Here is a 24,784-nt window from a genome sequence, read left to right on the forward strand (position 1 = left end):
TCGTCCGGGCGGCGCGGGGAGCGCCGGCCGGGAGGGCCCGACTGGGGGGAGGAACGAGTCATGAGGATCAGCGTTTTCGGACTCGGCTACGTGGGCTGCGTGTCGGCCGCGTGCCTGGCCGGCATGGGCCACGAGGTCATCGGGGTGGACGTCAACCAGGTGAAGGTGGACCTGGTCAACGACGGCAAGGCGCCGGTGGTGGAGGAGCGGATCGGCGAACTCATCGCCGACGTGGTGGAGAAGGGAGCGCTGCGCGCCACCCGTGACGTCCGCGAGGCGATCATGGGCAGCGACGTGTCGCTGGTCTGCGTGGGCACGCCGTCGGAGCCCAACGGCAGTCTGTGCACGACGTACCTGGAGCGCGTCACCGAGGAGATCGGTGCCGCGGTGGCCGAGCGCGGCGGGCGGCACACCGTCGTCTTCCGCAGCACCATGCTCCCGGGCACCTGCCTGAACCTGCTGGTGCCCGTCCTGGAGAAGTACGCGGGCGGAACGGCCGGCGTGGACATCGGGGTGGCGGTCAACCCGGAGTTCCTGCGCGAGGGCACGAGCGTGCGGGACTTCTTCGACCCGCCGAAGACCGTCATCGGCGAGCTCGACGCGGCGAGCGGCGACGTGGTCGCGGCGCTCTACGAGGGGCTGCCCGGCGAGGTGTTCCGGGTGCCGGTGCCGGTCGCCGAGGCGATCAAGTACGCGGACAACGCCTTCCACGGCCTCAAGATCGGCTTCGCGAACGAGCTGGGCGCGGTGTGCCAGGCGCTCGGGGTGGACTCGCACCAGGTCATCGACGTGTTCCTGGCCGACCGCAAGCTGAACATCAGCCCCGCGTATCTGCGGCCCGGCTTCGCCTTCGGCGGCTCCTGCCTGCCCAAGGACCTGCGCAGCCTGGTCCACGCGGCGCAGCGCGCCGACGTCTCCGTGCCGATCCTGTCGCACGTGCTGCCCTCCAACGCGGACCATCTTCAGCGGGCCGTGGAGCTGGTCGAGCGGACCGGCAGGCGGCGGGTGGGTCTGTTCGGCCTCTCGTTCAAGCCCGGCACCGACGACCTGCGCGAGAGCCCGCTCGTCGAGCTGGCGGAGCGGCTCTTCGGCAAGGGGTACGACCTGCGGATCTACGACCCCAACGTGAACCTGTCCCGGCTGCTCGGGGCGAACCGCGAGTACATCGAGACCCGCCTCCCGCACCTCGCGCAGCTGCTCGCGGAGTCCGTCGACGAGGTCCTCGACCACGCCGAGGTCTGCCTGGTCGGCACCAGGGACCCGGACGTCCTCGCGGCGCTCCCCCACGGCGAGAGCCCGGTGATCGTCGATCTCATCCACCTTCCCGACGCCGACGAGCGGCGGGCCGAACCGGGGTACGTGGGCCTTGCTTGGTAATGAGACCGGCGCCGGAACGGACGGCCAAGGGGCCGGCCGGCGTGCGCTGATCCTGGTCGAGAACCTCTCGGTCCCCTTCGACCGGCGCGTGTGGCAGGAGTGCACGACGCTGCGCGACGCGGGCTACGAGGTGCACGTCATCTGCCCCCGGGGCCAGAAGCGGGACACCGAGGCAGAGGCGGTGATCGACGGGGTGCGGATCCACCGCTACCCGCTGCGCGCGGCCACCGGAGGCCCGGCCGGCTATCTGCGGGAGTACGGATCGGCGCTGTGGCACACGGTCCGGCTGGCCCGCAAGGTCGGTCCGGTCGACGTGGTCCACGCCTGCAACCCGCCGGACCTGCTCTTCCTGCCCGCGCTCTGGATGAAGCGGCAGGGGGCGCGGTTCGTCTTCGACCAGCACGACCTGGTGCCCGAGCTGTACCTCTCCCGGTTCGACCGCGGCCAGGACGCGCTGTACCGCGCCGTGTGCGCGCTGGAGCGGATGACCTACCGGGCCTCCGACGTCGTGCTCGCCACCAACGAGAGCTACCGCGACGTCGCGGTGCGCCGCGGCGGCCGGCGGCCCGAGGACGTCTTCGTCGTGCGCAGCGCCCCCGACGTCGACCGCTTCCACCCGGTGCCGGCCGAGCCGGAGCTGAAGCGCGGCAAGCCCCATCTGCTGTGCTACCTCGGCGTCATGGGCCCGCAGGACGGCGTCGACTACGCCCTGCGGTCCCTCGCGAAGCTCCGCGACGAGCTGGGCCGGACCGACTGGCACGCGGTGTTCGTCGGCTCCGGCGACGCCTTCGACGCGATGGTCGAGCTGTCCCGGCAGCTCGGACTCGCGGACCAGGTGCAGTTCACCGGGCGCATCCCGGACGCCGATCTGGCGCGCTACCTGTCCACCGCCGACGTGTGCCTCTCCCCCGACCCGCGCAACCCGCTCAACGACGTGTCGACCATGAACAAGGTCCTCGAGTACATGGTGATGGGCCGGCCGATCGTGTCCTTCGAGCTGAGGGAGGCGCGCGTCTCCGCCGGTGACGCCGCCGTCTACGCGCCCGCGAACGACGAGGCCGCGTTCGCCGGGCTCATCGCGCAGCTCCTCGACGATCCGGAGGAGCGGGCCCGGATGGGCAAGATCGGCCAGGAGCGGATCGGCGGGGAGCTCTCCTGGCGGCACTCGCAGCGCTCGCTGCTGGCGGCGTACGCAGCCGCCACCCGTGACCACGCTCCCCTGTCGGTGGGCGGCCGAGGACGAACGGGGAGAAGGCCGCGTCGTTGAGCGATGACACCATACGCCTGGTCACGATCGGGCGGATCGTCCGTCGGCGCCGACGGCTGCTCACCCTCCTCGTGGTGGTGGGCGCGCTCGTCGGCTACGGCACCTCCTTGCTGCTTCCGCCCCGCTACACGACCTCGGCCTCGGTGCTGCTGCCGGGGGCGTGGGCGGAGCGCGAGCTGCTGACCCAGGCCCAGATCGCGACCAGTTCGGTGGTGGTCGACCGCACGGCCGCCTCGCTCGGCTGGTCCGGGGTGGGCGGCGTCCAGCTGCGCGAGCAGGTGACCGCCGAGATCGCCGACGGGAACATCATCAAGATCTCGGGCACGGCCGACACCCCGGAGCGCGCGCAGCGGCTCTCGGACGAGGTGGCGCGGCAGTTCGTCACGTTCGCCGCCGAGATCCTGGGCGACAAGACCGACCCGGGTGCGGTGGGCAGCCCCGAGGCGCTGCGGAAGCTGGTCGAGCAGACCAGTCGCCGCATCAACGACCTGGCCGACTCGGCCGGTTCGGGGAGCTCGGTGGAGAGCGTGCAGACGCGCACCGAGCTCGCGAAGCTGCGGACCACGCTGCAGGAGTCCATGGACAAGCTCGACAAGGCCGACCCGTCGACCGAGAAGGCCAAGCTGGTCGTCATGGGCCCGGCGGCACGGCCCACCGGCGAGGCGCCTCCGACGAGGACGCAGCTCGTCGTCGCGGGGGCGCTGCTGGCCTTCCTGATCGCGGTCGTCGGCCATCTCTCCGCCGCGCGGGTGAGCCGCCGGCTGCGCACCGAGCCGGAGATCGCCGCGGCGCTCGGCTCGGCGCTGCTCGGCACCGTCGACGTGCCCGCCGAGAAGTCCGGGCGGCAGCCGGGGAGCCGTGGGCCGCGCGCCCTGGTGCGCCGGCTCCTCGGCCTCGACATCCGGTGGGACGTACCGCTCCCGCGGACCTCGGGCGACGAGGAGAGCCGGCAGATCCGCTACCGGCGGGTGTACGCCCGTCTCCAGGACCAGGTACCGGCGCCACGACGGGTGCTGGTCGTCGTCCCGGACGGTGACGAGATCGCCCTGCGGGCCGCCGGGCAGCTCGCCGCCGAGGCCGGGGCCGAGCCGTCCCCGAACGCCGCGGGCGGCGGGGAGCCGGTGCTGCGGACGGTGGCGGTGTCGGCGTCGCAGCCGATGGTGCCGGACCGTCAGGACGAGTCGGGTGCCGTCGTCGTGCTGAGCGCCGGAAGCTGGACGGCGAACGAGCTCGCCGGGATCGCCGAGGCGTGTGCCGACGCCCGGCACGACGTCGTCGGCGTCGTCCTCGCCGGAACGGTCTCGGCCCGTCCGGCCCGGTCCTCCGGCCGGTCCCGGAAGGCGGCCGCGCCCGCGGCCGCCGTCGGCGGACACGCGACGGGAGGTGCGGAGTGACGACGCGTACGTCCCCGGAACCCTCGGCCGCGGCTCCGCTGCTCGACCTCCAGCCGCTGGTGGCCGCGGTACGGAGGCGGCGGCGCCTCTGGGCCTCCCTGGCGCTGCTCGGGATGCTCGCCGGTGTGGCGCTGGCGTTCCTGCTGCCACCCCCGCCCACCGCGGTGACCAAGCTCCTGGTCGCGCACCAGGAGGACCAGCCGAACGACCCCGGGACGCTGATCCGCACCGACGTCGCGCTGCTGCAGACCACCCGGATCGCCGCCAAGGCCCTGGAGTCCATGAAGTCCCCGGAGAAGCCCGAGGACTTCATGGAGGACTACACGGGCGCCGGGCTGACCAACAACGTGCTGGAGATCACCGTGTCGGCCGACAGCGACGCCGAGGCGGTGGCCCGTGCCCAGGCGCTGGCCGACGCGTTCGTCGCGGACCACGTGCGGCGCATACAGGAGGCGGCGAACGCGGAGTCCAAGGCCCTCCTCGACCAGCGCGACCGGCTGCGGGAGGACCTCGCCCAGGTCAACAAGGCCATCGGGGACGCCTCGTCGGTGAACGGGTCGAAGGCGTCGGCGGACATGGAGTCGCTGTTCTCCCGGCGGGCCGAACTGACCTCGCAGATCGCCGACTACGGCCAGCGTGCCGCGCAGGCGAAGATCGGCACGCCCCATCTCGTCGCCGGCACGCAGATCGTGGACGCCCCCCGCCCGGTGCGGAACTCCCTGGCGAAGACGGCGGGAACGGACGCCGCGATCGGGCTCGCCCTCGGCCTCGCCCTGGGCCTCGCGGTGGCCGCGGTCGGCGCGGTGGTGGCGGACCGCCCGGTGCTGCGCCGGGACATCGCGGCGAACCTGGGCGCCTCCGTGATCGCGGAGCTGCCTCCTCGCTCGGCCGCGCCGTGGCGGCGCCGCGGGGCCCGGGCGGAGCGGACCCGGCTGACCGCGTCCCTGGCCCGCACGGCGCGCGCCTCCGCGGAGCCGGTGTCGCTGCTCGAACTGGGCGCCGTGCGCGCCACGGGCGCCATCGCCCTGGACCTGGCGGCGGCGCTGGGGGAGGACGGGCCGGTGGTCGTCGTCGACGGACTGCCCGGCCTGCCGCTCGCCGAGCGGAGGTCGAAGCCGGGCGACCCCACCGTGGTCAGCGGTGACCGTGCCACGGCCGGGCGGTACCAGGAACGCAGGATCGGCGTCGGCTCGGTGGCGCCCGGTACCGCGTGGACCGACCTCCAGTACCTCGGCACGCGCGCGGTGCTCGTGGTGCGGGCCGGGCACGGCAGTGCCGCGTGGCTGCACACGGTGGCGCGGCAGCTCGCGGACCAGCACATCCCGGTGATCGGTGTGGTGCTGGTCGACCCGGACCCGCGTGACCGGACCGACGGCACGCTGTGGGACGGGACGGAGACCGCGCCGCGCGGACGGAACGAACGGCCGCCCCGGCAGAACGGGCCGGGCCGGCATCGGACGGAGCGGGTGCCGCAGTGGGCGGCGAGCGTTCCGGACAGCGACCAGGAGGCTCGGTAAGGCATGTGTGGCATCGCAGGTACGTACCGATGGCCGGACGGGAAGGTCGTGACCGACCGGCTCACCGATACCCTCGCCCACCGCGGTCCCGACGGGGCCGGCCGCTACAGCCACCCCGTCGCCGACGGGGAGGTGCACCTCGGACACCGGCGGCTGGCGATCGTCGACCTGTCGGAGACGGGCGCCCAGCCGATGGTCTCGGACGGTCTCGTCCTGACGTACAACGGGGAGCTGTACAACGCGCCCGAGCTGCGGGCCGAGCTGAAGGCCGCCGGGGTGCGCTTCCGGGGCACCTCCGACACCGAGGTGCTCCTGGAGGCGTGGCGGCGCTGGGGCACGGACTGCCTGCCCCGGCTGCGCGGCATGTTCGCCTTCGGGATCTTCGACGAGCGGACCGGTGAGCTGGTGCTCGCCCGCGACCAGCTCGGCATCAAGCCGCTGTTCCTGCTCCGGCGCGGCGAGGGGCTGGTGTTCGCCTCCGAGCTGAAGGCGCTCGCCGCCGCCACCGGCGGCAGGCTGGAGGTGGACCACGCGGCGCTGGTGGCCTCGCTCCTCTACTACTGGGTGCCGGACTCCCGGTGCGCCTTCCGCGAGGCGGAGAAGCTGCCGCCGGGCAGCTGGCTGCGGTGCCGGCCCGACGGCCGGACGGAGCGCGGCCGGTTCTGGCACCTGCGGGACGTCGCGGCCGAGGGCCGGGAGAGGGCCCTGGCGGGCGAGCGCCCGGACATCGCCGCCATCGTCGAGGAGTCGACCCGGCGCCACCTGCTCTCCGACGTGCCCGTGGCGACCTTCCTCTCCGGCGGCCTCGACTCCAGCTACCTGACCGCGCTGGCGGCCCGCGACCGGCCGGGGATCTCCGCGTACACGATCGGATTCCGGGCGGAGGACGCCCGGTTCGAGGCGATGCCCGACGACCTGCGGTACGCCCGGCAGGTCGCCGAGCGGTTCGGGGTGGACCTGCACGAGATCGAGATCGCTCCGAACGTGCTCGACCTGCTGCCGGAGATGACGTACCACCTGGACGAGCCGATCGGCGACCCGGCCGCGATCAACACGTACCTGATCTGCTCGGCCGCCCGGGAGGCCGGGGTCAAGGTGATGCTGTCGGGGATGGGGGCCGACGAGCTGTTCGCCGGCTACCGCAAGCACCTGGCCAACCTGATCGCGCTGCGCTACCAGCGTGTCCCCCGGCCGCTGCGGAGCGGTCTGTCCGCGGCCGTCGACCGGCTTCCGGTCGCCACGGCCCGCCGGGGGTACCGGTCGGTGCGGTTCGCGAAGCGGTTCCTCTCCTTCGCCGACCTGCCGGAGGAGACCGCGTTCCGGCGCAGCTACACCATGTACGACCAGGAGGAGCTGCTCGCCCTGGTCGATCCGGACCTGGCGGGGACGGTCGACGACGTGCTGACCGAGCACGCCGACGTCTACGGGGACAACGACCTCGACGACTTCGTCAACCGCATGTGCCTGGGCGACGCCCGCATGTTCCTGCCGGGCCTGAACCTCGCCTACACGGACCGGTCGAGCATGGCCGCGTCGACCGAGGTGCGGGTGCCGTACGTGGACGTCGAGGTGGTCAAGGCGGCGTTCACCGTGCCCGGGGACCGCAAGATCGTCGGCCGGCAGGGGAAGGCCGTCCTCAAGGAGGCGGCCACCTCGGTCCTGCCCCGGGAGATCGTGTACCGGCCCAAGGGCCTGTTCAGCGCCCCGCTGCGGGCCTGGATGAGCAGGGACCTGGCACCGCTGGTGCGCGAGGTGGTGAACGACGGCGTGCTCGTCAACTCGGGGCTCCTGCGGCGGGACGCGCTGGCGCGGATGGTCGCCGAGGACGCGGCCGGACAGCGGGACTTCTCCAAGCACCTCTGGCACGTGCTGACCCTCGAGTACTGGTATCGCGACGCGACCTCCGGGGCCGGCCGGAGCGCGCGCCCGGCGGCGTAGAAGACGGCTCAGAAACAAGGGGACATCGGTGAAACAGGTTGTGCAGAACTACAAGAGCGGCGAACTGGCGGTGCTCGACGTGCCGGTGCCGGGGTGCAAGCCGGGCGGTGTGCTGGTCCGCACCGCGTACTCGCTGATATCCACCGGCACGGAGCTCATGAAGGTGTCCGAGGCCGGCATGTCGATGCTGGGCAAGGCCCGCTCCAGGCCGGACCAGGTGGCGAAGGTCATGCAGAGCGTGGCCACCAACGGGGTGCCCGCCACCTACCGCAAGGTGATGGGCAAGCTGGACTCGTACACGCCGCTCGGCTACTCGCTGTGCGGGGTCGCCGAGCAGGTCGGCGCGGGGGTCGACGACGTGAAGGTCGGCGACCTGGTGGCCTGCGCCGGCAACGAGCACGCGCTGCACGCAGAGCTGAACTGGGTGCCGAAGAACCTCTACACCCCGGTGCCGGACGGCGTCGCGCCGCGTCACGCGGCCTTCGGCACGGTCGGGTCGATCGCGCTGCAGGGGGTCCGCCAGGGCGAACCGCAGCTCGGCGACGTGGCGCTGGTCATCGGCCTCGGTCTGATCGGGCAGCTGGTGGTGCAGCTGCTCTCCGCGTCGGGTGCCGTCGTCGTCGGGGTCGACCCCGACCCGGCGCGCTGCGAGCTCGCCGAGCGTCTGGGCGCCGCGGCCTCCGGCGACCCCGCGTCCCCGGCCGTCGAGGCGGCGGTCGCCGAGCTGACCGGCGGTCACGGTGTCGACCAGGTGTATCTGGCGGCCGGCGGCGCGAGCAACCAGCCCGTCGAGCTGGCCGCCCGGCTGAGCCGGGACCGGGGCCGGGTCGTCGACATCGGCAAGTGCCGGCTGGACCTGCCCTGGAACGCGTACTACGAGAAGGAGCTCGACGTCCGGTTCTCCCGCAGCTACGGCCCGGGGCGCTACGACCCGGAGTACGAGCTGGAGGGCCGGGACTACCCGATCGGGTACGTGCGCTGGACCGAGCGCCGCAACCTGGCGTGCTTCCTCGACCTCCTCGCCCGCGACCGCGTGGACGTGGACCCCCTCGTCTCCCACATCGCCGACTTCGACGACGCCGTGGAGACGTACCGGAGTCTGAAGGAGGGCGAACTGAAGGCCGTGGCCGTGCTGTTCCGGTACGCGGAGCAGGAGGCGGAGGCCGTGACGGAGGCCCCGGAGGTGGCCGTGCCCGCGGTGCGCCGGGCCGCCTCGGCCGCCCCGGCCCGTCCCGTGAAGGGGCCGGTGCGGGTGGCGTTCGTCGGCGCGGGGAACTACGCGACGTCGATGCTGCTGCCGCACCTGGCGGGACGCGACGGCGTCGAGCTGTCCACGGTCGTCACCACGACCGCGCTGTCCGCGGCCAACGCGCAGCGCAAGTTCGGCTTCACCGGGGCGACCACCGATCTCGACGCCGTGCTCGGCGACCCGTCGATCGACGCGGTGTTCGTGGTCACCCGCCACAGCTCGCACGCCGACCTGACCCAGAAGGCGCTCCTGGCCGGCAAGGCCGTGTTCGTGGAGAAGCCGCTGGCGCTCACGGAGGACGAGCTCGCCGGGGTGCTCGCGGCCGTCGAGAAGTCCGGCAACGACCGGCTCCAGGTCGGCTTCAACCGCCGGTTCGCGCCGCTGCTCCAGGAGGCGAAGAAGCGGTTCGGCGTCCGCACCGGTCCGGCGAGCCTGCGCTACCTGGTCAACGCGGGCCGGCTCCAGCACGGCAGCTGGTACCTCCAGCAGGGCAGCGAGGGTTCGCGGTTCGCCGGCGAGGGCGGGCACTTCGTCGACACGGCGAGCTGGCTGCTCGGGGCCGATCCGGTCTCGGTGTACGCGGTCGCCCCGGCCGGCAACGAGGACCTCCAGGTCGTGCTGCGCTACCCGGACGGGTCCACCGCCACCATCAGCTACGTGACGACCGGCCCGGCCGCCTTCCCGAAGGAGACGCTGGACCTCGTCGCGGACGGCAAGGTGCTGCGCCTCGACGACTTCGTCCGCGCCCAGGTGTACGGCCCGGAGAAGTGGGTCAGTTCCCGGCTGCCCAAGGCCCGGGACAAGGGCCAGAACGCCGAGCTGGCCGCGTTCGTGCGGGCCGTGCGGACCGGCGGGCCGATGCCGGTGCCGCTGGAGTCGCTCGTCGCCACCACCGCGGCCACCCTCGCCGTGGGGGCCGGCCTGGCCTCCGGCGTGCCGGTGACGCTGGCGGGCGCGCGATGACCATGAGCGCGGGCTGGTACCTGCGGCGCCTGTCCCGGATGGGTCCGACGGAGGTCGGCGGCCGGGTGGGCGACGCGGTGCGCAGGCGGCGGTGGCGGTCGGCACGGCCGGTCTGCCCGAGCGTGACGGGGGCCCGGTTCACCGCCGTCCTGCCCGCCGGAGCACTCGCCTCGGTGCCGCCGGACGCCGCGAAGCGCCTGGTCGCCGAGGCGGACCGGCTGATGGCCGGGCACGCCGAGTTCTTCGGGGTGGAGCGCGACGACCTGGTCGCCCCGGACTGGTGCCACGACCCGAAGACCGGGCGCCGGGCGCCGTGGGGCTACGCCTTCGACGTGCCGTACCGGAGCGAGGAGGCGGTCGGGGACATCAAGCAGATCTGGGAGCTGTCCCGGCACCAGTACCTCACCGTGCTGGCCGCCGCGTACGCGGTCACCGGGGACGAGCGGTACGCCGAGCGCGTGGCCGAGCACCTGCGGTCGTGGTGGGCGGCGAACGCTCCGCTGCGCGGGGTGCACTGGACGAGCGGCATCGAGCTGGGGATCCGTCTCCTCTCCTGGGTGTGGGTCCGGCGGCTGCTCGACGGCTGGCCGGGCGCGGCCGGTCTGTTCGAGGACAACCCGGTGGCGCTGCGGCAGATCTGGCACCACCAGCGGTGGCTGGCCGCGTTCCCCAGCCGGGGGTCGTCGGCGAACAACCACGTCATCGCCGAGACCGCCGGCCAGTTCGCCGCGGCCTGCGCGTTCGGCTGGTTCCCCTCCTCGGCGCGCTGGCGCGACGACGCTCTGCGGTCGCTGGAGCGGCAGCTGCGGAGCAACACCTTCCTCTCCGGCCTCAACCGCGAGCTGGCCTCCGAGTACCACGGTCTCGTGCTGGAGCTCGGGCTGGCCGCGGTGGCCGAGGCGGACGCCGCCGGCGTGCCGGTCCCGGGGGCGATCCGGCCGGTGCTGCTGCGGATGACGGACGCGCTCGCGGCCGTCGTGGACGGGCGGCTGCGGCCGCCGCGCCAGGGGGACTCCGACGACGGCCACGGGCTGGTCCTGGACGGCGCGGGGACGGACCGCTGGGGCTCGCTGCTCGCCACCGGGGACGCCGTGTTCGGCCGGCTGGACTGGTGGCCGGAGGTGACCGGAACCGATGTGCGCACCCCGCTCCTGGCCTCGCTGGTCCGGCCGTACGGCAAGGGCGGGACGGGGCGGGTGCCGTCCCGTCCGGCGACCCGGCCGGCCCACTTCGCCGACGCGGGGATGACCGTCCTGCGCGGTCCGGAGGAGATCTGGGTCCGCTGCGACGGCGGTCCGCACGGGTTCCTGTCCATCGCCGCGCACGCGCACGCGGACGCGCTGTCCGTGGAGGTCCGGCACGACGGGGTCGACGTGCTCGCCGATCCGGGGACGTACTGCTACCACGGGCAGCCCGAGTGGCGGCAGTACTTCCGGTCGACCCTCGGCCACAACACCCTGCGGCTCGACGGGGCCGACCAGTCCGTCTCCGGCGGCCCCTTCCTGTGGACCCGGCACGCCCGCAGCCGTGTCCTGGTCGCGGACACGTCCGACGGGAAGGTCGCCCGCTGGTCCGCCGAGCACGACGGGTACGAGGACGCGGTGCACCGCCGCCGGGTGGAACTGACGGCCGCGAGCCGGGAGGTGACGGTCGTCGACGAGGTCAGCGACCCGCGCGGCCGGTCCGTGGAGCTGGCGTTCCACCTCGGGCCGACGGTCACCGCCGAACTGTCGGGGAACCGGGCGGTGCTCACCTGGAACCGGGACGGCGAGGACCGTTCCGCGGTCCTCGACCTGCCCGGGGAGCTGGCCTGGCGGGCGCACCGCGGCGAGAGCGAGCCGCCGCTGGGCTGGTACTCGGCGGGCTTCGGACGCAAGGAGCCCAGCACCACGCTGGTCGGCAGCGGATCCGCCGACGGCTCGCGGGGGTTCACCACCGTGCTCAGGTTCGGCGACTAGGGAGGAGGCGTGGTGTTCGAGAGGCGGCGCTGGGCGTTGCCGGTGGCGGCGCTCGCGCTGGCCCTGGTGGCGGCCGGCTGTACGAGTGCGCCGGACGCCCCGGCGAAGGCGGGCCGTACGCCCTCGGCGTCCGGGGCGTCCGGCGCGCCCGGGGTCTCCGCCGGGGCGCCCGCCGGGGCCCCGGCCCGGGTGTGCGACAAGCCCGCGGCCGGGCCGTCGAAGGCGCCGGCGGGCGCGGTGACGGTCGACCCGGCGGTGGTCGGCGACCTGGTGACGAAGACCGAGAACAGCCCCCCGCACACCACGTTCTGGCTGCGGCCGGGCACGCACCGGTTCGCGTCGGACCCGTACGCCCAGGTGGAGGCCAAGGAGGGCAACCGCTACCTCGGCGCGCCGGGCGCGGTGCTCGACGGCCGGAGGACCAACCAGTACGCGTTCGGCGGGACCGCCACCGGCGTCAGCATCCGCTACCTGACCGTGCAGGGTTTCGTCGCACCGCGGGACGAGGGCGTGGTGAACCACGACATGGCCGACGGGTGGGTCGTCGAGCACACCACGATCCAGCACAACGCGGGCGCGGGGCTGATGGCCGGTGCCCGCCAGCGGCTCGCCGCCAGCTGCCTGCGGGCCAACGGGCAGTACGGCATGAACGCCTACAAGACCGGTGACTCGATCCGCGGCCTCGTCGTCGAGGGCAACGAGATCACGGGCAACAACACCGACGACTGGGAGCGGCGGCAGCCGGGCTGCGGCTGCACCGCGGGCATCAAGTTCTGGGCCGTCGACGGCGCCGACATCCGCGGCAACTGGGTGCACGACAACCGCGGGGCCGGGCTGTGGGCGGACACGAACAACAACGACTTCCTCTTCGAGGACAACGTCCTGGAGGGCAACGACGGTGCCGCGCTGATGTACGAGACCAGCTACAACGCGGTCGTCCGGAACAACACGATCCGGCGGAACAACTGGGTCGAGGGCCGTGCCTCCGCCGAGGACGGCGACGACTTCCCGTACGCGACCGTCTACGTGTCCGAGTCGGGCGGTGAACCCCGGGTCCCCGCCCGCACGGACGGCATCGAGATCTACCGGAACCTGCTGGAGGACAACTGGAACGGCATCACCCTGTGGGAGAACGCCGACCGGTTCTGCAACAGCCCGGCCAACACCTCCTCCGACTACTGCACGTTGCTGGTGAAGGAGACCGGGCGCTGCGCGCCGCCGGCGATCGCGCGCGCACCGCTGTACGCCGACTGCCGCTGGAAGACCCAGCGGGTGGACATCCACGACAACCGCTTCGTCCTGGACCCGTCCGTCGTCGGGTGCGCGCGGGAGTGCGGCCGCATGGCGGTGCTCTCCCACCCGGGCGGCTCCCCCGACTGGTCGCCCTACCGGGGCGACCGGGTGGCCCGGGCGATCACCCTGGAGCAGCGCAACCGCTGGCACGACAACGCCTACCGGGGACCGTGGACCTTCACCGCCCAGGACGGGAGCCGGAGGCTGGACTCCGGGCAGTGGCGGGGCGCGCCGTTCCGGCAGGACGCGGGCAGCACCTTCGCGCCACGGGCCGGTGGTTGAGATGGACGGGAAGCCGAGGTCCGGCGGGATGCCGGTCACCCGGCCCGCCGCGCTCCCGGCCACGGGCACGCCGAAGGCCGTCGGGGTGGTCTGGGCGTGCCTCGCCCTGAACACGCTCGGCTCCGCCGGGGCCAAGACCGTGATCCCGCTGCCGCGTTCCCTCATCCAGATGGTCACCATGGGCGCGCTGGTCGCGGCGTTCGTGCTGGCGCTCGCGCTCAACCCCCGGCTGCGCTTCCGGCCCAGCGCCTTCCTGTTCCTGCTCACCCTGGTGCTGGTGCCGAGCCTGGTCTCCAGCGTGCAGCTGGGGTACGGCGCGCTGTTCCGCTGTACCCGGCTGGCGCTCTTCGTCGGCACGCTGTGGCTGCTGAGCCGCTGGTGGGACGGCAGCCTGACGTTCGTCCGCTACCACATCCGGATGTACTTCGCGGTGCTCGTGCTGGTGGCCGCCGGTCTGGTGGTCGCGCCGGGCACGGCCATGCCCGAGTACTACGGCCAGCGGCTGGTCGGCGCGCTGTGGCCGCTCACCCCGCCGCAGATCGGGCAGTACGCCGCGGTGATCATCGGGCTCACGGTGCTGCTGCTCCTCGGGCGCCGGACCACCGGGGCCGGCGCGGCGCTGATCATCGTCCCGTCGCTGGTCCTGCTCGCCATGACCCACACCAGGACGGCGACGCTCGGCCTGCTCATCGGGCTCGTCCTGGCGATCGGCTCGCTCATCCTGACCAGTGCCGCCGCCCGCCGGTTCTTCGCCTGGGCGGTGCTGTGCGCCACGGTGGCGGCGGTGGTGTTCAGCTCCGCGCTGCGGACGTGGTTCCTGCGGGGACAGAGCCAGGGGGACCTCTCCAACCTCACCGGCCGGGCCAAGGTCTGGGACGCGCTCCTGTCGGCGCCCCGGACGGTCGGGGAGACGGTGTTCGGCACGGGTCTGGGCGACAAGTCGTTCGACGGGCTGCCGATCGACAACAGCTGGCTGGCCGTCTACGACGAGCAGGGGCTGATCGGCGTCACCATCGTGGCGGCGATGGTCGTCGTCCTCGGGGGCGTCGCGCTGCTGCGGCCGCCCTCGCTGCCGAGGGCCTGCGCGATCTTCCTGATCAGCTACTGCGGGCTCTCCTCGTACACCGAGGTCGGTCTCGGTGACGCCTCGGCCTATCTGCTGCATCTGACCCTGGCGGCCTCGCTGCTCGTGGCACCCGCCGAGGCGACGCCGCCGCCGACCGTCGAGGCCCCTCGACGCCGTATTCCGCGCTGGGCCCGGAGGTGACCTGAGCATGCATGTCCTCGTCGTGCACAACCGCTATTCCTCGGCGCAGCCGAGCGGGGAGAACCGCGTCGTCGACGAAGAGGTGGGGCTGCTGCGCGCGGCCGGCCACCGGGTCGAGCTGTTCGAACGGCGCAGCGACGACATCGCCGGCCGCTCGCTGCTCGGCAAGGCCGCGGTGCCGCTGCTGGTGCCGTGGAACCCGGGGGTCCGTACGGAGCTGGCCGCCCGGCTCCGGGCCGATCGGCCGGACGTGGTGCACGTGCACAACGTCTTCCCGCTGCTGTCGCCCGCGGTGCTGGCCGCCTGCGCCGACGCCGGCGTGCCCGTCGTCGCCACCCTGCACAACTACACCCAGATCTGCCCGCCGGGCACGCTGCACCGGGACGGCCGGCAGTGCACCGAGTGCGTCGGCTCGTCGACGGCGCTGCCCGCGGTCCGGCACGGCTGCTACCGGAGCTCGCGGCTCGCGACGGTCCCGCTCGCGGTGAGCATGTCGGTCAACCGGCGGCGGTGGTGGTCGGGCGTGGACCGGTTCTTCTGCATCTCCGGGGCGCAGCGCGACATCCTGGTGCGGTCCGGCATGCCGGCCGAACGGCTCGTGGTGAAGTACAACTTCGTGCCCGAGCCGGGAGATCGCCGCGAGGGCGACGGTGAGCACGTGCTCTTCCTGGGCCGCCTGGCGGAGGCCAAGGGGGTGCGGCCGCTGATGGCCGCGTGGGACGAGATCGCCGCGGGCGGCGGTGTGGGCGTGCCGCTGGTGATCGCCGGTGCCGGGCCGCTGGAGCGCGAGGTGACCGACTGGGCGGCGGGCCGCGACGACGTGCGGTACGTCGGCCTGCTGGATCCGGCGGAGTGCCGGAAGGCCGTCGCCCGGTCGGTCACCGTGGTGGCGCCCTCGATGTCCCTGGAGACGTTCGGCCTGGTGGTCGCGGAGGCGATGGCGGCCGGGGTCCCGGCCGTCGCCGCCGGGCACGGCGCCTTCGTCGAACTCGTCGAGGAGGGGGTGACCGGGCTGCTGCACGCGCCGGGCGATCCCGCCTCGCTCGCGTCCCGGATCCGGCTGGTCGCGGCCGATCCGGTCCGCAACCGGGAGATGGGCGAGGCGGCCCGGCGCCGGTACGAGCAGCGGTTCGGCCCGGCCGTCGGGCTGGAACGCCTGCTGGAGGAGTACCGGACCGCGATCGCGGTCCGGTCGGGCGGCGCGAACGGTGCGCCGCCGGTACGGAACGAAGAAGCCGGCTCGTCGCGGGACACCCGCGCGAGCGGAGATGGGGGGCACGAGAAATGACACGATGCCGACTGTGCGGCTCGGCGGCGCTGGCCAGCGTCGTCGACCTGGGGGCGACTCCGCCGTGCGAGAGCTTTCTCGCCGCGGACCGACTGGACCTGCCGGAACCGGCGTACCCGCTGCACCTGCGGGTCTGCACCGACTGCTGGCTGGCGCAGATCCCGCCGCTGATCACGCCGGAGGAGACCTTCGAGGAGTACGCGTACTTCTCCTCGTTCTCGACGTCCTGGGTGGAGCACGCGCGCACCTTCGTCGCCGGTGCGGTGGAGCGTCTGGAGCTCGGAGCGGACGCGTTCGTGGTCGAGGTCGCCAGCAACGACGGCTACCTGCTCAAGCACATGGTGGACCGGGGGATCCGCTGCCTGGGCGTGGAGCCGTCGGTGAACGTCGGCGCCGCGGCGCGGGACGCGGGCGTGCCCACGCTCACGGCGTTCCTGTCGCCGGAGACGGGCGCGGCCGTCCGCGCCGAGCACGGCCCGGCGGACCTGGTCGTGGCGAACAACGTGTACGCGCACATCCCCGACGTGGTCGGCTTCACCCAGGGGCTGCGGGCCCTGGTCGCCGACGACGGCTGGGTCTCCATCGAGGTGCAGCACCTGCTGACCCTGATCGAGGAGAACCAGTACGACACGATCTACCACGAGCACTTCCAGTACTACACGGTCGCGTCCGCGGCCCGGGCGCTCGCGAGCGGCGGGCTGACGCTGGTGGACGTCGAGCTGCTGCCCACGCACGGCGGTTCCATCCGGCTGTGGGCGCGGCCGGCCGAGGTCGCCGGTGAGCCGGGCGAGCGGGTGGCCGAGGTGCTGGACCGGGAGAAGGCCGCCGGGCTCCAGGAGCTGTCCGGGTACGCGGAGTTCTCCGCCCGGGTGGCGAAGGTGCGCCGGGACCTGCTGCGGTTCCTCATCGACGCGGCCGAGCGCGGCGAGACCGTGGTCGGGTACGGCGCCCCGGGCAAGGGCAACACGCTGCTCAACCACTGCGGCATCCGGCCCGACCTGCTCGCGTACACGGTGGACCGCAACCCGTACAAGCACGGCCGGTTCACCCCGGGCACCCGCATCCCGATCCTGCCGCCGGAGCAGATCGCGGCCGACAGGCCGGACTACGTCCTCGTGCTGCCGTGGAACCTGCGGGCCGAGCTCGTCGAGCAGCTGTCCTTCGTGCACGAGTGGGGCGGCCGGCTCGTCTTCCCCATCCCGGAACTGAGCATCGTCGAGGTGAAGGCATGAAGGTCGTACTGTTCTGCGGCGGCTACGGGATGCGGATGCGCAGCGGGGCCTCCGACGACGTGCCGAAGCCGATGGCGATGGTCGGTCCCCGGCCGCTGATCTGGCACGTCATGCGCTACTACGCGCACTTCGGGCACAGGGAGTTCATCCTGTGCCTGGGGTACGGGGCGCACCACATCAAGAACTTCTTCCTCAACTACGAGGAGACGACGTCCAACGACTTCGTGCTGCGGGGCGGGCGGACCGAGCTGCTGTCCACGGACATATCGGACTGGACGATCACCTTCGCGCAGACCGGCATCGAGTCGCCGATCGGGGAGCGGCTGCGCCGGGTGCGCCACCACCTGGACGGCGACGAGATGTTCCTCGCCAACTACGCCGACGTGCTCACCGACGCCCCGCTGGACGAGATGATCGACCGCTTCGCCGGTCGTGACGCGGGCGCGTCGATGATGGTGGTGCCGCCCCAGCAGTCGTTCCACTGCGTGGACCTGGGCGAGGACGGCCTGGTCGGGGGCATCACCGCGGTGAGCGACATGCCGCTCTGGGAGAACGGCGGCTACTTCGTGCTCCGCCAGGAGGTCTTCGACCACATACCGGAGAACGGTGACCTGGTGGCCGACGGCTGTGCCGGACTGGCCAAGCAGGGCCGGCTCGTGGCGCACCAGCACCGCGGCTTCTGGAAGCCGACGGACACCGTGAAGGAGCGGGCCGCGCTCGACGCCTCCTACGCCGCGGGCGACCGCCCGTGGGCCGTGTGGGAGCGGGACGGCGCCGGGGCGACGGCCGGAGCGCGCGCGTGATCCGGCTCGGCGCGGGGCGTCCGGACCGGGTCGTCGCGGTCGGCGCGCACTGCGACGACATCGCGATCGGCGCGGGCGGCACGCTCCTGACGCTGTGCCGGGCGCGGCCGGGGGTGCGGGTCGACGCGCTGGTGCTCTCCGGCGGCGGGACCGAGCGCGAGGAGGAGGAGCGGGCCGCGCTCGCGGCCTTCTGCCCGGACGCCGACCTGCGGGTGACCGTCCTCAAGCTGCCGGACGGCCGGCTGCCCGTGCACTGGGACGAGGCCAAGGCCGCGGTGGAGGAGCTTCGCGCGCGGACCGAGCCGGAGCTGATCCTGGCCCCGCGCACGGACGACGCGCACCAGGACCACCGCGGCCTGGCGAAGCTCGTGACCACGGCCTTCCGCGACCACCTCGTGCTCCGGTACGAGATCGTCAAATGGGACGGCGACCTGGGCCGTCCCACGGCGTACCAGCCGCTGTCGCCCGAGACCGCCGAGGACAAGGTACGGCTGCTGCAGGAGCACTACCCCTCGCAGCGGCACCGGCCCTGGTACGACCGCGAGGCCTTCCTCGGCCTCGCGCGGATCCGCGGTATCGAATGCCACGCGCGCTACGCCGAGGCGTTCACCGTCACCAAACTCACTCTCGATCTGGGGGAATGAACCTTGCGCGTACTGCTGACCGGACACCAGGGCTACCTGGGCACCGTCATGGCTCCCGTCCTCGCGGCCGCCGGGCACGAGGTCGTCGGTCTCGACGCCGGCCTGTTCGCCGACTGCGTCCTCGGCCCGCAGCCCGCCGACCCTCCGGGGCACCGGGTGGACCTGCGCGACATCACGGCCGAGCACGTGGCCGGGGTGGACGCCGTGATCCACCTGGCGGCGCTCTCCAACGACCCGCTGGGCTCGCTGGCGCCGGAGCTCACGTACGACATCAACCACCACGCGTCCGTGCGCCTCGCCCGGCTGGCCCGCGAGGCCGGGGTGAAGCGCTTCCTGTACGCCTCGACCTGCTCGGTGTACGGCGCCGCCGGCGGCGACGACCTGGTGGGCGAGGACGCCCCGCTGCGGCCGGTCACGCCGTACGCGGAGTCCAAGGTGCGGGTGGAGGACGATCTGCACGCCCTCGCCGACGACGACTTCACCCCGGTGTACATGCGCAACGCCACCGCCTTCGGCTACTCGCCGCGGCTGCGCGCCGACATCGTGCTGAACAACCTGGTGGGCCACGCCCTGCTGTCCGGCGAGGTCCTGGTGCTCTCCGACGGCACCCCGTGGCGCCCCCTGGTGCACGCGGCGGACATCGCGCGGGCCTTCACGGCCGCGCTGGCCGCGCCGCGGGAGGCCGTGCACGACCGGGCGTTCAACATCGGCAGCGAGGTCAACAACGTCACGGTCGCCGAGATCGCCGGGCAGGTCGCCGAGGCGGTGTCCGGCGCGAAGGTGGTCATCACCGGCGAGACGGGCGCCGACCCCCGGTCGTACCGGGTGGACTTCTCCCGGTTCCGTGCCGCGATACCCGGCTTCGACATCGAGTGGACGGTGAAGCGGGGCGCGCTCGAACTCGCCGACGCCTACCGGGAGCACGTGCTGACCCGGGAGGACTTCGAGCGGCGCTTCACCCGCCTCGCCGTGCTGCGCGCGGCGTCCGAGGCCGGCTCCGTCGACGACACGCTGCGGTGGCGCCGGTGACCGAGCTCGGCGAGGAGATGCACGCGCTGGTGGAGCGGTTGTACCCGCTCTGCCGGAGCATCACCGGGGACGGGGTGCGCGCCACCCTGGACATCGTCGGCGAGTACGTCCCGCTGCGGGTGCACGAGGTGCCGACCGGGACGCAGGTGCTCGACTGGACGGTGCCGCAGGAGTGGAACATCCGGGACGCGTACGTCGCGGACGCCTCGGGTCGGCGGGTCGTCGACTTCAAGGAGTCCAGCCTGCACGTGCTCGGCTACAGCGTGCCGGTGGCGGCGACCCTGCCGCTGTCCGAGCTGCGCGACCACCTGTACACCCTTCCTGAGCAGCCGAGTTGGGTGCCGTACCGCACCAGCTACTACAAGCCGGAGTGGGGGTTCTGTCTGGCCCAGGAGACCCTGGACCGGATGCCGGACGGCGAGTACGAGGTGCGGATCGACTCGACGCTCGCCGACGGCCACCTCACCTACGCCGAGCACGTCGTCCCGGGGCAGGTCGCCGACGAGGTGATCGTCTCCTGCCACGTCTGCCACCCGTCGCTGGCCAACGACAACATGGCGGGCGTCGCGGTGGCGACGTTCCTGGCGCGGGAGCTGGCGGAGCGGACGCCCTACTACACCTACCGGTTCATCTACGCGCCCGGCACCATCGGGGCGATCACCTGGCTGGCGCGCAACGCGGAGCGCGTGGACCGGGTGAAGCACGGCCTGGTGCTGGCCTGCGCGGGCGACCGCGGGCAGCTGACGTACAAGCGGAGCAGGCGCGGCGACGCGGAGATCGACCGGGTGATGGGGCACGTCCTGCGCGCGTCCGAACGCCCGCACACGATCAACGAGTTCACACCGTACGGCTACGACGAGCGGCAGTACTGCTCGCCGGGGTTCGACCTCGGCGTGGGCTCGCTGAGCCGGACCCCGTACGCGGGGTACCCGGAGTACCACACCTCGGCGGACAACCCGGACTTCGTCTCCCCGGAGGCGCTGGAGGACACGCTCTCCGTCGTCCGTGAGGCCTTCGCCGTGCTCGACCGCAACCGGAGGTACGTCAACCTCAGTCCGTACGGCGAACCCCAGCTGGGCAGGCGGGGGCTGTACGAGGCGCTCGGCGGCCGCAGCGACACCAAGGAGGCCCAGATGGCCATGCTCTGGGTGCTCAGCCTCTCCGACGGCGAGCACGGTCTGCTGGACGTCGCCGAGCGGTCCGGGCTGCCGTTCGACACGGTCGCCGCCGCGGCGGACGCCCTGGGTGCCGCCGGGCTGATCAAGGCATGACGCGGGTGACCACCGAGGAGGAGACGACGACACCTGCGGGCCCGCGGTCCGCCAAGCGGGCCGTCGCGGGGAGGCTGTCCTGGGGCCTGGCCGACCAGGCGGCCTCCAGCATCTCCAACTTCGCGGTGGGGATCTACGTGGCGCGCTCGCTCGGACTGACCGCGTTCGGTGTCTTCAGCCTGGCCTGGGTGACGTACGGCGTGGTGCTGAACGTCTCCCGGGGCCTGGCCACCGATCCGCTCGTGGTGCGCTTCAGCGGGGTGCCGGCCGCGGACTGGCGCGGGGCGGTGGCCCGGTCGTCGGGTACGGCGCTCGGCGTCGGCACCGCCCTCGGCGCGGCGTCCCTGCTGTTCGGCCTCGCCCTCGGCGGTCCCGTGGGGACGGCGTTCGCCTGTCTCGGCGTCGTCCTGCCGGGGCTGCTGCTCCAGGACGCGTGGCGGTTCGCCTTCTTCGCCGCCGGCGCGGGGCGGAAGGCGTTCGTCAACGACATGGTGTGGGCCGTCGCGCTCGTCCCCGCCATGGTCGTGGCGGCCCGGGTGGGCAGCGTGGCCGCCTTCGTGCTCGCCTGGGGCGTCTCCGCCGCGGCGGCCGCGGCGTACGGCTGGTTCCAGTCCGGCATCCGGCCCCGGCCGGCCGGAGCGGGCGCGTGGCTGCGCGCGCACCGCGACCTCGGCTCCCGGTACCTCGTCGAGAACGTCACCAACAGCGGCGCGAGCCAGCTGCGGGCGTACGGGCTCGGCGCGATCGTCGGGGTCGGCGCGGTGGGCGTGGTCCGGGGCGCCGAGCTGCTGCTCGGCCCGTTCCTCGCCGTGCTGATGGGCCTGTCCCTGGTCACCGTCGCGGAGGCGGCGCGGGTGCTGCGGCGGGCCCCGCACCGCCTCGGCGCCTTCTGCCTGCTCCTGGGCGGCGGGCAGGCCGTCGCCGCGCTGCTCTGGGGCGGGGCGCTGCTGCTCGTCCCGGACCGGGCCGGCGCGCTCGTGCTCGGCGACGTCTGGAGCGCCGCCTCGGCGCTGATCGTGCCGGTGACGCTCGGTGTCGCGGGCGCCGGTCTGGGCACCGGCGCGGCGGCCGGGCTGCGCGCGCTCGGCGCGGCCCGCCGCAGTCTGCGCAGCCAGCTGATCGCCTCCGCCTGCTACGTCACGGGCGGACTCGGCGGTGCGGTCGCGGCCGGCACGGCCGGCTCGGCCTGGGGCGTCGCCGCCGCGACCCTCTGCAGCTCGGCCGTGTGGTGGCTGCAGCTGCGCTCCGCCCTGCGGGAGCACCACCAGAACTCCATTCCCGAAGTGAGGACCTCATGACCGCCCGACCCCGGCTGAGCATCGGCCTGCCCGTCTACAACGGCGAGGAGTACCTCGCCGAATCCCTCGACGCCCTGCTGGGCCAGACGTACGAGGACTTCGAGCTGGTCATCTCGGACAACGCCTCGACCGACGGGACGCGGGACATCTGCCACCGGTACGCGGAGAAGGACTCCCGCATCCGGTACATCCGGCTGCCCCGGAACATCGGCGCCGCCCCCAACCACAACTACGTGTTCACCGAGTGCCGCGGCGAGCTGTTCAAGTGGGCCTCGCACGACGACCTGTACGCGCGGGACCTGCTGCGGCGCTGCGTGGAGGCGCTGGACGAGCGGCCGGAGGTGATCCTCGCCCACGCCGACCAGGCGGTCATCGACGAGGACGGCCAGGTGAAGGTGCCGTACGAGTACACGCTGGCGACGGCCTCCCCGTCGGCGCCCGAGCGGTTCCGCAGCATGCTGTTCGAGCCCGGCGGCGACGACTTCTACGGGGTGATGCGGGCGGAGGTGCTGCGCCGGGTGAAGCCGCACGACAGCTACCACCACGCGGACCGCACGTTCGTCTCGGAGATCGGTCTGCACGGGCCGTTCCACCAGGTGCCGGAGCTGCTGTACTTCCGCCGCGACCACCCGACCCGCGCCGAGCGGGCCAACCCGTCCAAGCGGTCCCGGTGCGTCAACCTGGACCCGCGCCGGGCGGGCGCGCTGCACCCGACGCCCCGGCTGCTCGCCGAGTACGTCTGGGGCTTCGTCTCGGCGATCCGGCGGGCCCCGCTCTCCGCCGCCGACCGGCGCGCCTGCTACGGCCACCTCGCCGCGTGGGCGACCAGCCGGGCCCGGCCCGGCGCGGGCGAGCGGGTCGAGGACCGCACGCCGGTCGACCCGGCCCGGCGCGGCGTGTCCGTCGACGACCTGGTGGCGGGGCGCGAGGGGAGGAAGGCGTGACTCCGGTACGGGTCGGGGTGTTCGGGCTGCTCGGCTCCGGGAACCTCGGCAACGACGGGTCCCTGGAGGCCGTCCTCGGTCACCTGCGCGCCGCGCACCCCGAGGCGGTGGTCGACGCGCTGTGCGGCGGACCCGAGGTCGTGACGGCGCGGTACGGGATCCCCGCGACCCGCCTGCACTGGTTCCGCGGGGAGTACCGGACCGCGTCCCGGGCGGGCGCGATCGCCGGGAAGGGCCTCGGCAAGGTCGTCGACGCCTTCCGCACCGCCGCCTGGGTGCGCCGGCACGAGGTCGTCATCGTGCCGGGCATGGGCGTCCTGGAGGCCACGCTGCCGCTGCGGCCGTGGGGCTTCCCGTACGCGCTGTTCCTGCTGTGCGCGTCCGGCCGGCTGTTCGGCACCCGGGTCGCGCTGGCGGGCGTCGGCGCGGGACCCGTCGGGGACCGGGCGACCCGGGCCCTGGTGCGCTGGTCGGCGCGGCTGGCCGCGTACCGGTCGTACCGGGACGCCCAGTCCCGTGACGCGATGCGGGCCATGGGGGTGGACACGGCGCGCGACGAGGTCCACCCGGACCTCGCCTTCGCCCTGCCCGCTCCGGCCTCCGGCGGGACCCCGGCCCCGGCGGGTCTCGTGTGCGTCGGCGTGATGGACTTCCACGGGGGCAACGACGACCGTGCCCGGGCCGAGGAGATCCACCGGCGGTACCTCGACGGGACGACCCGGTTCGTCCGCGCGCTCGTCGAGGAGGGCAGGCCGGTCCGGCTGCTCACCGGTGACGCGTGCGACGCGCCGGTGGTCGCCGCGATCCTCGACGCGGTGGACTCGCCGCTGGTCACCGCCGCCGAGGCCACCTCCCTCGCCGACCTCATGGAGGAGACGGCGGCCGCCGGGACGGTGGTGGCGACCCGCTACCACAACCTGGTCTGCGCCCTGAAGTCCGGCACCCCGACGCTCGCGCTCAGCTACGCGGCGAAGAGCGACGCTCTCATGGCCGGGATGGGTCTCGCCGCGTACTGCCACCCGGCCCGGGAGGTCGACCCCGGCCGCCTGATGGAGCAGTTCCGGGAGCTGGAGAAGAACGCGGCGGAACTGCGGCAGACCCTCGCCGAGCGGAACGCGGCCACCGCCCGGCTCCTGGAACACCACCTCGGCGCCCTGACCGCGGCGCTGTTCCCGAAGACCGACCCCGTCCACGCCCCCACCCTGCGGGAGACTCCATGAAAGCGACCGAAGTCCCGGAGATCTCCGGCGCGTACCTCTTCGAACCGACGCCGTACGCCGACGAGCGCGGCTTCTTCTGCCGCACCTTCGACGCCGACGTCGTCCGCTCGGTGGGCCTCGACCCGGACTCCTTCGTCCAGGACAGCGTGTCCCGCTCGGTCAGGGGCGTGCTGCGCGGCATGCACCTGCGCTCGGGCGCGGGAGAGGCCAAGCTCGTGCGCTGCTCGTACGGGAGGATCTTCGACGTCGTCGTCGACCTCCGGCCCGACTCGCCGACCTACCGCAACACGGCCACGTTCGAGCTGTCCGGCGAGACGCAGGTGACCCTGTACATCCCTGCGGGGTGCGCTCACGGCTTCCAGGCGCTGACCGAGACCGCCGACACCTCGTACCGGATCGACCGCGAGCACGATCCGGCCGAGGACGTGACGATCGCGTTCGACGACCCGGAACTCGCCATTCCCTGGCCGCTGCCGGCCACCTCGATGTCCCAGCGGGACCGGGAGGCGCCGCGCCTCGCCGAGGCCCTGAAGCAAGCGGAGAAGTGAGA

The 24,784-nt window shown here is 73.4% G+C and carries 19 protein-coding genes; all 19 read left to right on the forward strand.

The genetic code is table 11. The features are described from left to right. The first annotated feature begins 60 nt into the window (after nucleotides 1–60). From ACFV2S_RS01470 to rfbC, 19 genes are read left to right on the forward strand one after another with little or no spacing between them, the layout of a single operon-like run. Entirely contained in the window at nucleotides 61–1,377 is a 1,317-nt protein-coding gene (locus ACFV2S_RS01470) for a nucleotide sugar dehydrogenase (RefSeq protein WP_385553145.1), read from the forward strand. Beyond that, a complete protein-coding gene (locus ACFV2S_RS01475; protein WP_385553147.1) occupies nucleotides 1,367–2,644 on the forward strand; it encodes a glycosyltransferase family 4 protein in 1,278 nt (425 codons plus the stop codon). The genes ACFV2S_RS01470 and ACFV2S_RS01475 overlap by 11 nt, the downstream gene beginning before the upstream one ends. Then, entirely contained in the window at nucleotides 2,641–4,038 is a 1,398-nt protein-coding gene (locus ACFV2S_RS01480; protein WP_385553149.1) for a Wzz/FepE/Etk N-terminal domain-containing protein, read from the forward strand. The genes ACFV2S_RS01475 and ACFV2S_RS01480 overlap by 4 nt, the downstream gene beginning before the upstream one ends. Next, nucleotides 4,035–5,555 carry a Wzz/FepE/Etk N-terminal domain-containing protein gene (locus tag ACFV2S_RS01485; protein WP_385553151.1) on the forward strand — a complete coding sequence of 507 codons (1,521 nt, stop codon included), beginning with the start codon at nucleotides 4,035–4,037 and terminating at the stop codon, nucleotides 5,553–5,555. The genes ACFV2S_RS01480 and ACFV2S_RS01485 overlap by 4 nt, the downstream gene beginning before the upstream one ends. A gap of 3 nt (nucleotides 5,556–5,558) precedes the next feature. Continuing rightward, the gene (gene asnB, locus ACFV2S_RS01490; RefSeq protein WP_383786704.1) at nucleotides 5,559–7,493 is read left to right on the forward strand and encodes an asparagine synthase (glutamine-hydrolyzing); all 1,935 of its coding nucleotides are present in this window, start codon (nucleotides 5,559–5,561) and stop codon (nucleotides 7,491–7,493) included. A gap of 28 nt (nucleotides 7,494–7,521) precedes the next feature. After that, nucleotides 7,522–9,705 carry a bi-domain-containing oxidoreductase gene (locus ACFV2S_RS01495; protein WP_385553153.1) on the forward strand — a complete coding sequence of 728 codons (2,184 nt, stop codon included), beginning with the start codon at nucleotides 7,522–7,524 and terminating at the stop codon, nucleotides 9,703–9,705. Further along, nucleotides 9,702–11,663: an alginate lyase family protein gene (locus ACFV2S_RS01500; RefSeq protein WP_385553155.1), complete on the forward strand. Its 1,962-nt coding sequence runs from the start codon at nucleotides 9,702–9,704 to the stop codon at nucleotides 11,661–11,663. The genes ACFV2S_RS01495 and ACFV2S_RS01500 overlap by 4 nt, the downstream gene beginning before the upstream one ends. 9 nt (nucleotides 11,664–11,672) lie before the next feature. Then, complete coding sequence (locus ACFV2S_RS01505) at nucleotides 11,673–13,238, forward strand: right-handed parallel beta-helix repeat-containing protein (RefSeq protein ID WP_385553157.1); 1,566 nt, start codon at nucleotides 11,673–11,675, stop codon at nucleotides 13,236–13,238. 1 nt (nucleotide 13,239) lies between these two features. Then, nucleotides 13,240–14,505 (forward strand): O-antigen ligase domain-containing protein, encoded by a 1,266-nt coding sequence (locus ACFV2S_RS01510; protein WP_385553159.1) that lies wholly within the window; start codon nucleotides 13,240–13,242, stop codon nucleotides 14,503–14,505. Nucleotides 14,506–14,512: 7 nt separating this feature from the next. Further along, on the forward strand, nucleotides 14,513–15,793 hold the full coding sequence (locus tag ACFV2S_RS01515; RefSeq protein ID WP_385553161.1) for a glycosyltransferase: 1,281 nt from the start codon (nucleotides 14,513–14,515) through the stop codon (nucleotides 15,791–15,793). Further along, nucleotides 15,790–17,025 carry a class I SAM-dependent methyltransferase gene (locus ACFV2S_RS01520; protein WP_385553163.1) on the forward strand — a complete coding sequence of 412 codons (1,236 nt, stop codon included), beginning with the start codon at nucleotides 15,790–15,792 and terminating at the stop codon, nucleotides 17,023–17,025. The genes ACFV2S_RS01515 and ACFV2S_RS01520 overlap by 4 nt, the downstream gene beginning before the upstream one ends. After that, nucleotides 17,022–17,828: a glucose-1-phosphate cytidylyltransferase gene (locus ACFV2S_RS01525; protein WP_385553165.1), complete on the forward strand. Its 807-nt coding sequence runs from the start codon at nucleotides 17,022–17,024 to the stop codon at nucleotides 17,826–17,828. Before ACFV2S_RS01520 ends, ACFV2S_RS01525 begins: the two co-directional genes overlap by 4 nt. After that, nucleotides 17,825–18,472, forward strand: a complete 648-nt coding sequence (locus ACFV2S_RS01530; RefSeq protein ID WP_383800980.1) for a PIG-L deacetylase family protein — start codon at nucleotides 17,825–17,827, stop codon at nucleotides 18,470–18,472. The genes ACFV2S_RS01525 and ACFV2S_RS01530 overlap by 4 nt, the downstream gene beginning before the upstream one ends. Nucleotides 18,473–18,475: 3 nt before the next feature. Beyond that, nucleotides 18,476–19,501: an NAD-dependent epimerase/dehydratase family protein gene (locus ACFV2S_RS01535; protein ID WP_385553168.1), complete on the forward strand. Its 1,026-nt coding sequence runs from the start codon at nucleotides 18,476–18,478 to the stop codon at nucleotides 19,499–19,501. Next, nucleotides 19,489–20,772, forward strand: coding sequence for a DUF4910 domain-containing protein (locus ACFV2S_RS01540; protein ID WP_385553171.1), 1,284 nt, complete (start codon nucleotides 19,489–19,491; stop codon nucleotides 20,770–20,772). Before ACFV2S_RS01535 ends, ACFV2S_RS01540 begins: the two co-directional genes overlap by 13 nt. Continuing rightward, a complete protein-coding gene (locus ACFV2S_RS01545; RefSeq protein ID WP_385553173.1) occupies nucleotides 20,769–22,070 on the forward strand; it encodes a hypothetical protein in 1,302 nt (433 codons plus the stop codon). Before ACFV2S_RS01540 ends, ACFV2S_RS01545 begins: the two co-directional genes overlap by 4 nt. Beyond that, nucleotides 22,067–23,014 (forward strand): glycosyltransferase family 2 protein, encoded by a 948-nt coding sequence (locus ACFV2S_RS01550; RefSeq protein WP_383791847.1) that lies wholly within the window; start codon nucleotides 22,067–22,069, stop codon nucleotides 23,012–23,014. Before ACFV2S_RS01545 ends, ACFV2S_RS01550 begins: the two co-directional genes overlap by 4 nt. After that, entirely contained in the window at nucleotides 23,011–24,234 is a 1,224-nt protein-coding gene (locus ACFV2S_RS01555; RefSeq protein WP_385553175.1) for a polysaccharide pyruvyl transferase family protein, read from the forward strand. Before ACFV2S_RS01550 ends, ACFV2S_RS01555 begins: the two co-directional genes overlap by 4 nt. Then, nucleotides 24,231–24,782 (forward strand): dTDP-4-dehydrorhamnose 3,5-epimerase, encoded by a 552-nt coding sequence (rfbC, locus tag ACFV2S_RS01560; protein ID WP_383791842.1) that lies wholly within the window; start codon nucleotides 24,231–24,233, stop codon nucleotides 24,780–24,782. Before ACFV2S_RS01555 ends, rfbC begins: the two co-directional genes overlap by 4 nt. Nucleotides 24,783–24,784 lie beyond the last annotated feature (2 nt).

Origin of the sequence: Streptomyces sp. NPDC059695 (genome assembly GCF_042733785.1) — a bacterium.
GTDB lineage: Bacteria > Actinomycetota > Actinomycetes > Streptomycetales > Streptomycetaceae > Streptomyces.

Excerpts from the sequence above, each read along its gene's own strand:
- asnB (WP_383786704.1), top strand. The coding sequence starts at position 5,559 with ATGTGTGGCATCGCAGGTACGTACCGATGGCCGGACGGGAAGGTCGTG.
- ACFV2S_RS01525 (WP_385553165.1), top strand. The coding sequence starts at position 17,022 with ATGAAGGTCGTACTGTTCTGCGGCGGCTACGGGATGCGGATGCGCAGC.
- ACFV2S_RS01515 (WP_385553161.1), top strand. The coding sequence starts at position 14,513 with ATGCATGTCCTCGTCGTGCACAACCGCTATTCCTCGGCGCAGCCGAGC.
- ACFV2S_RS01500 (WP_385553155.1), top strand. The coding sequence starts at position 9,702 with ATGACCATGAGCGCGGGCTGGTACCTGCGGCGCCTGTCCCGGATGGGT.
- ACFV2S_RS01550 (WP_383791847.1), top strand. The coding sequence starts at position 22,067 with ATGACCGCCCGACCCCGGCTGAGCATCGGCCTGCCCGTCTACAACGGC.
- rfbC (WP_383791842.1), top strand. The coding sequence starts at position 24,231 with ATGAAAGCGACCGAAGTCCCGGAGATCTCCGGCGCGTACCTCTTCGAA.
- ACFV2S_RS01520 (WP_385553163.1), top strand. The coding sequence starts at position 15,790 with ATGACACGATGCCGACTGTGCGGCTCGGCGGCGCTGGCCAGCGTCGTC.
- ACFV2S_RS01470 (WP_385553145.1), top strand. The coding sequence starts at position 61 with ATGAGGATCAGCGTTTTCGGACTCGGCTACGTGGGCTGCGTGTCGGCC.
- ACFV2S_RS01510 (WP_385553159.1), top strand. The coding sequence starts at position 13,240 with ATGGACGGGAAGCCGAGGTCCGGCGGGATGCCGGTCACCCGGCCCGCC.
- ACFV2S_RS01545 (WP_385553173.1), top strand. The coding sequence starts at position 20,769 with ATGACGCGGGTGACCACCGAGGAGGAGACGACGACACCTGCGGGCCCG.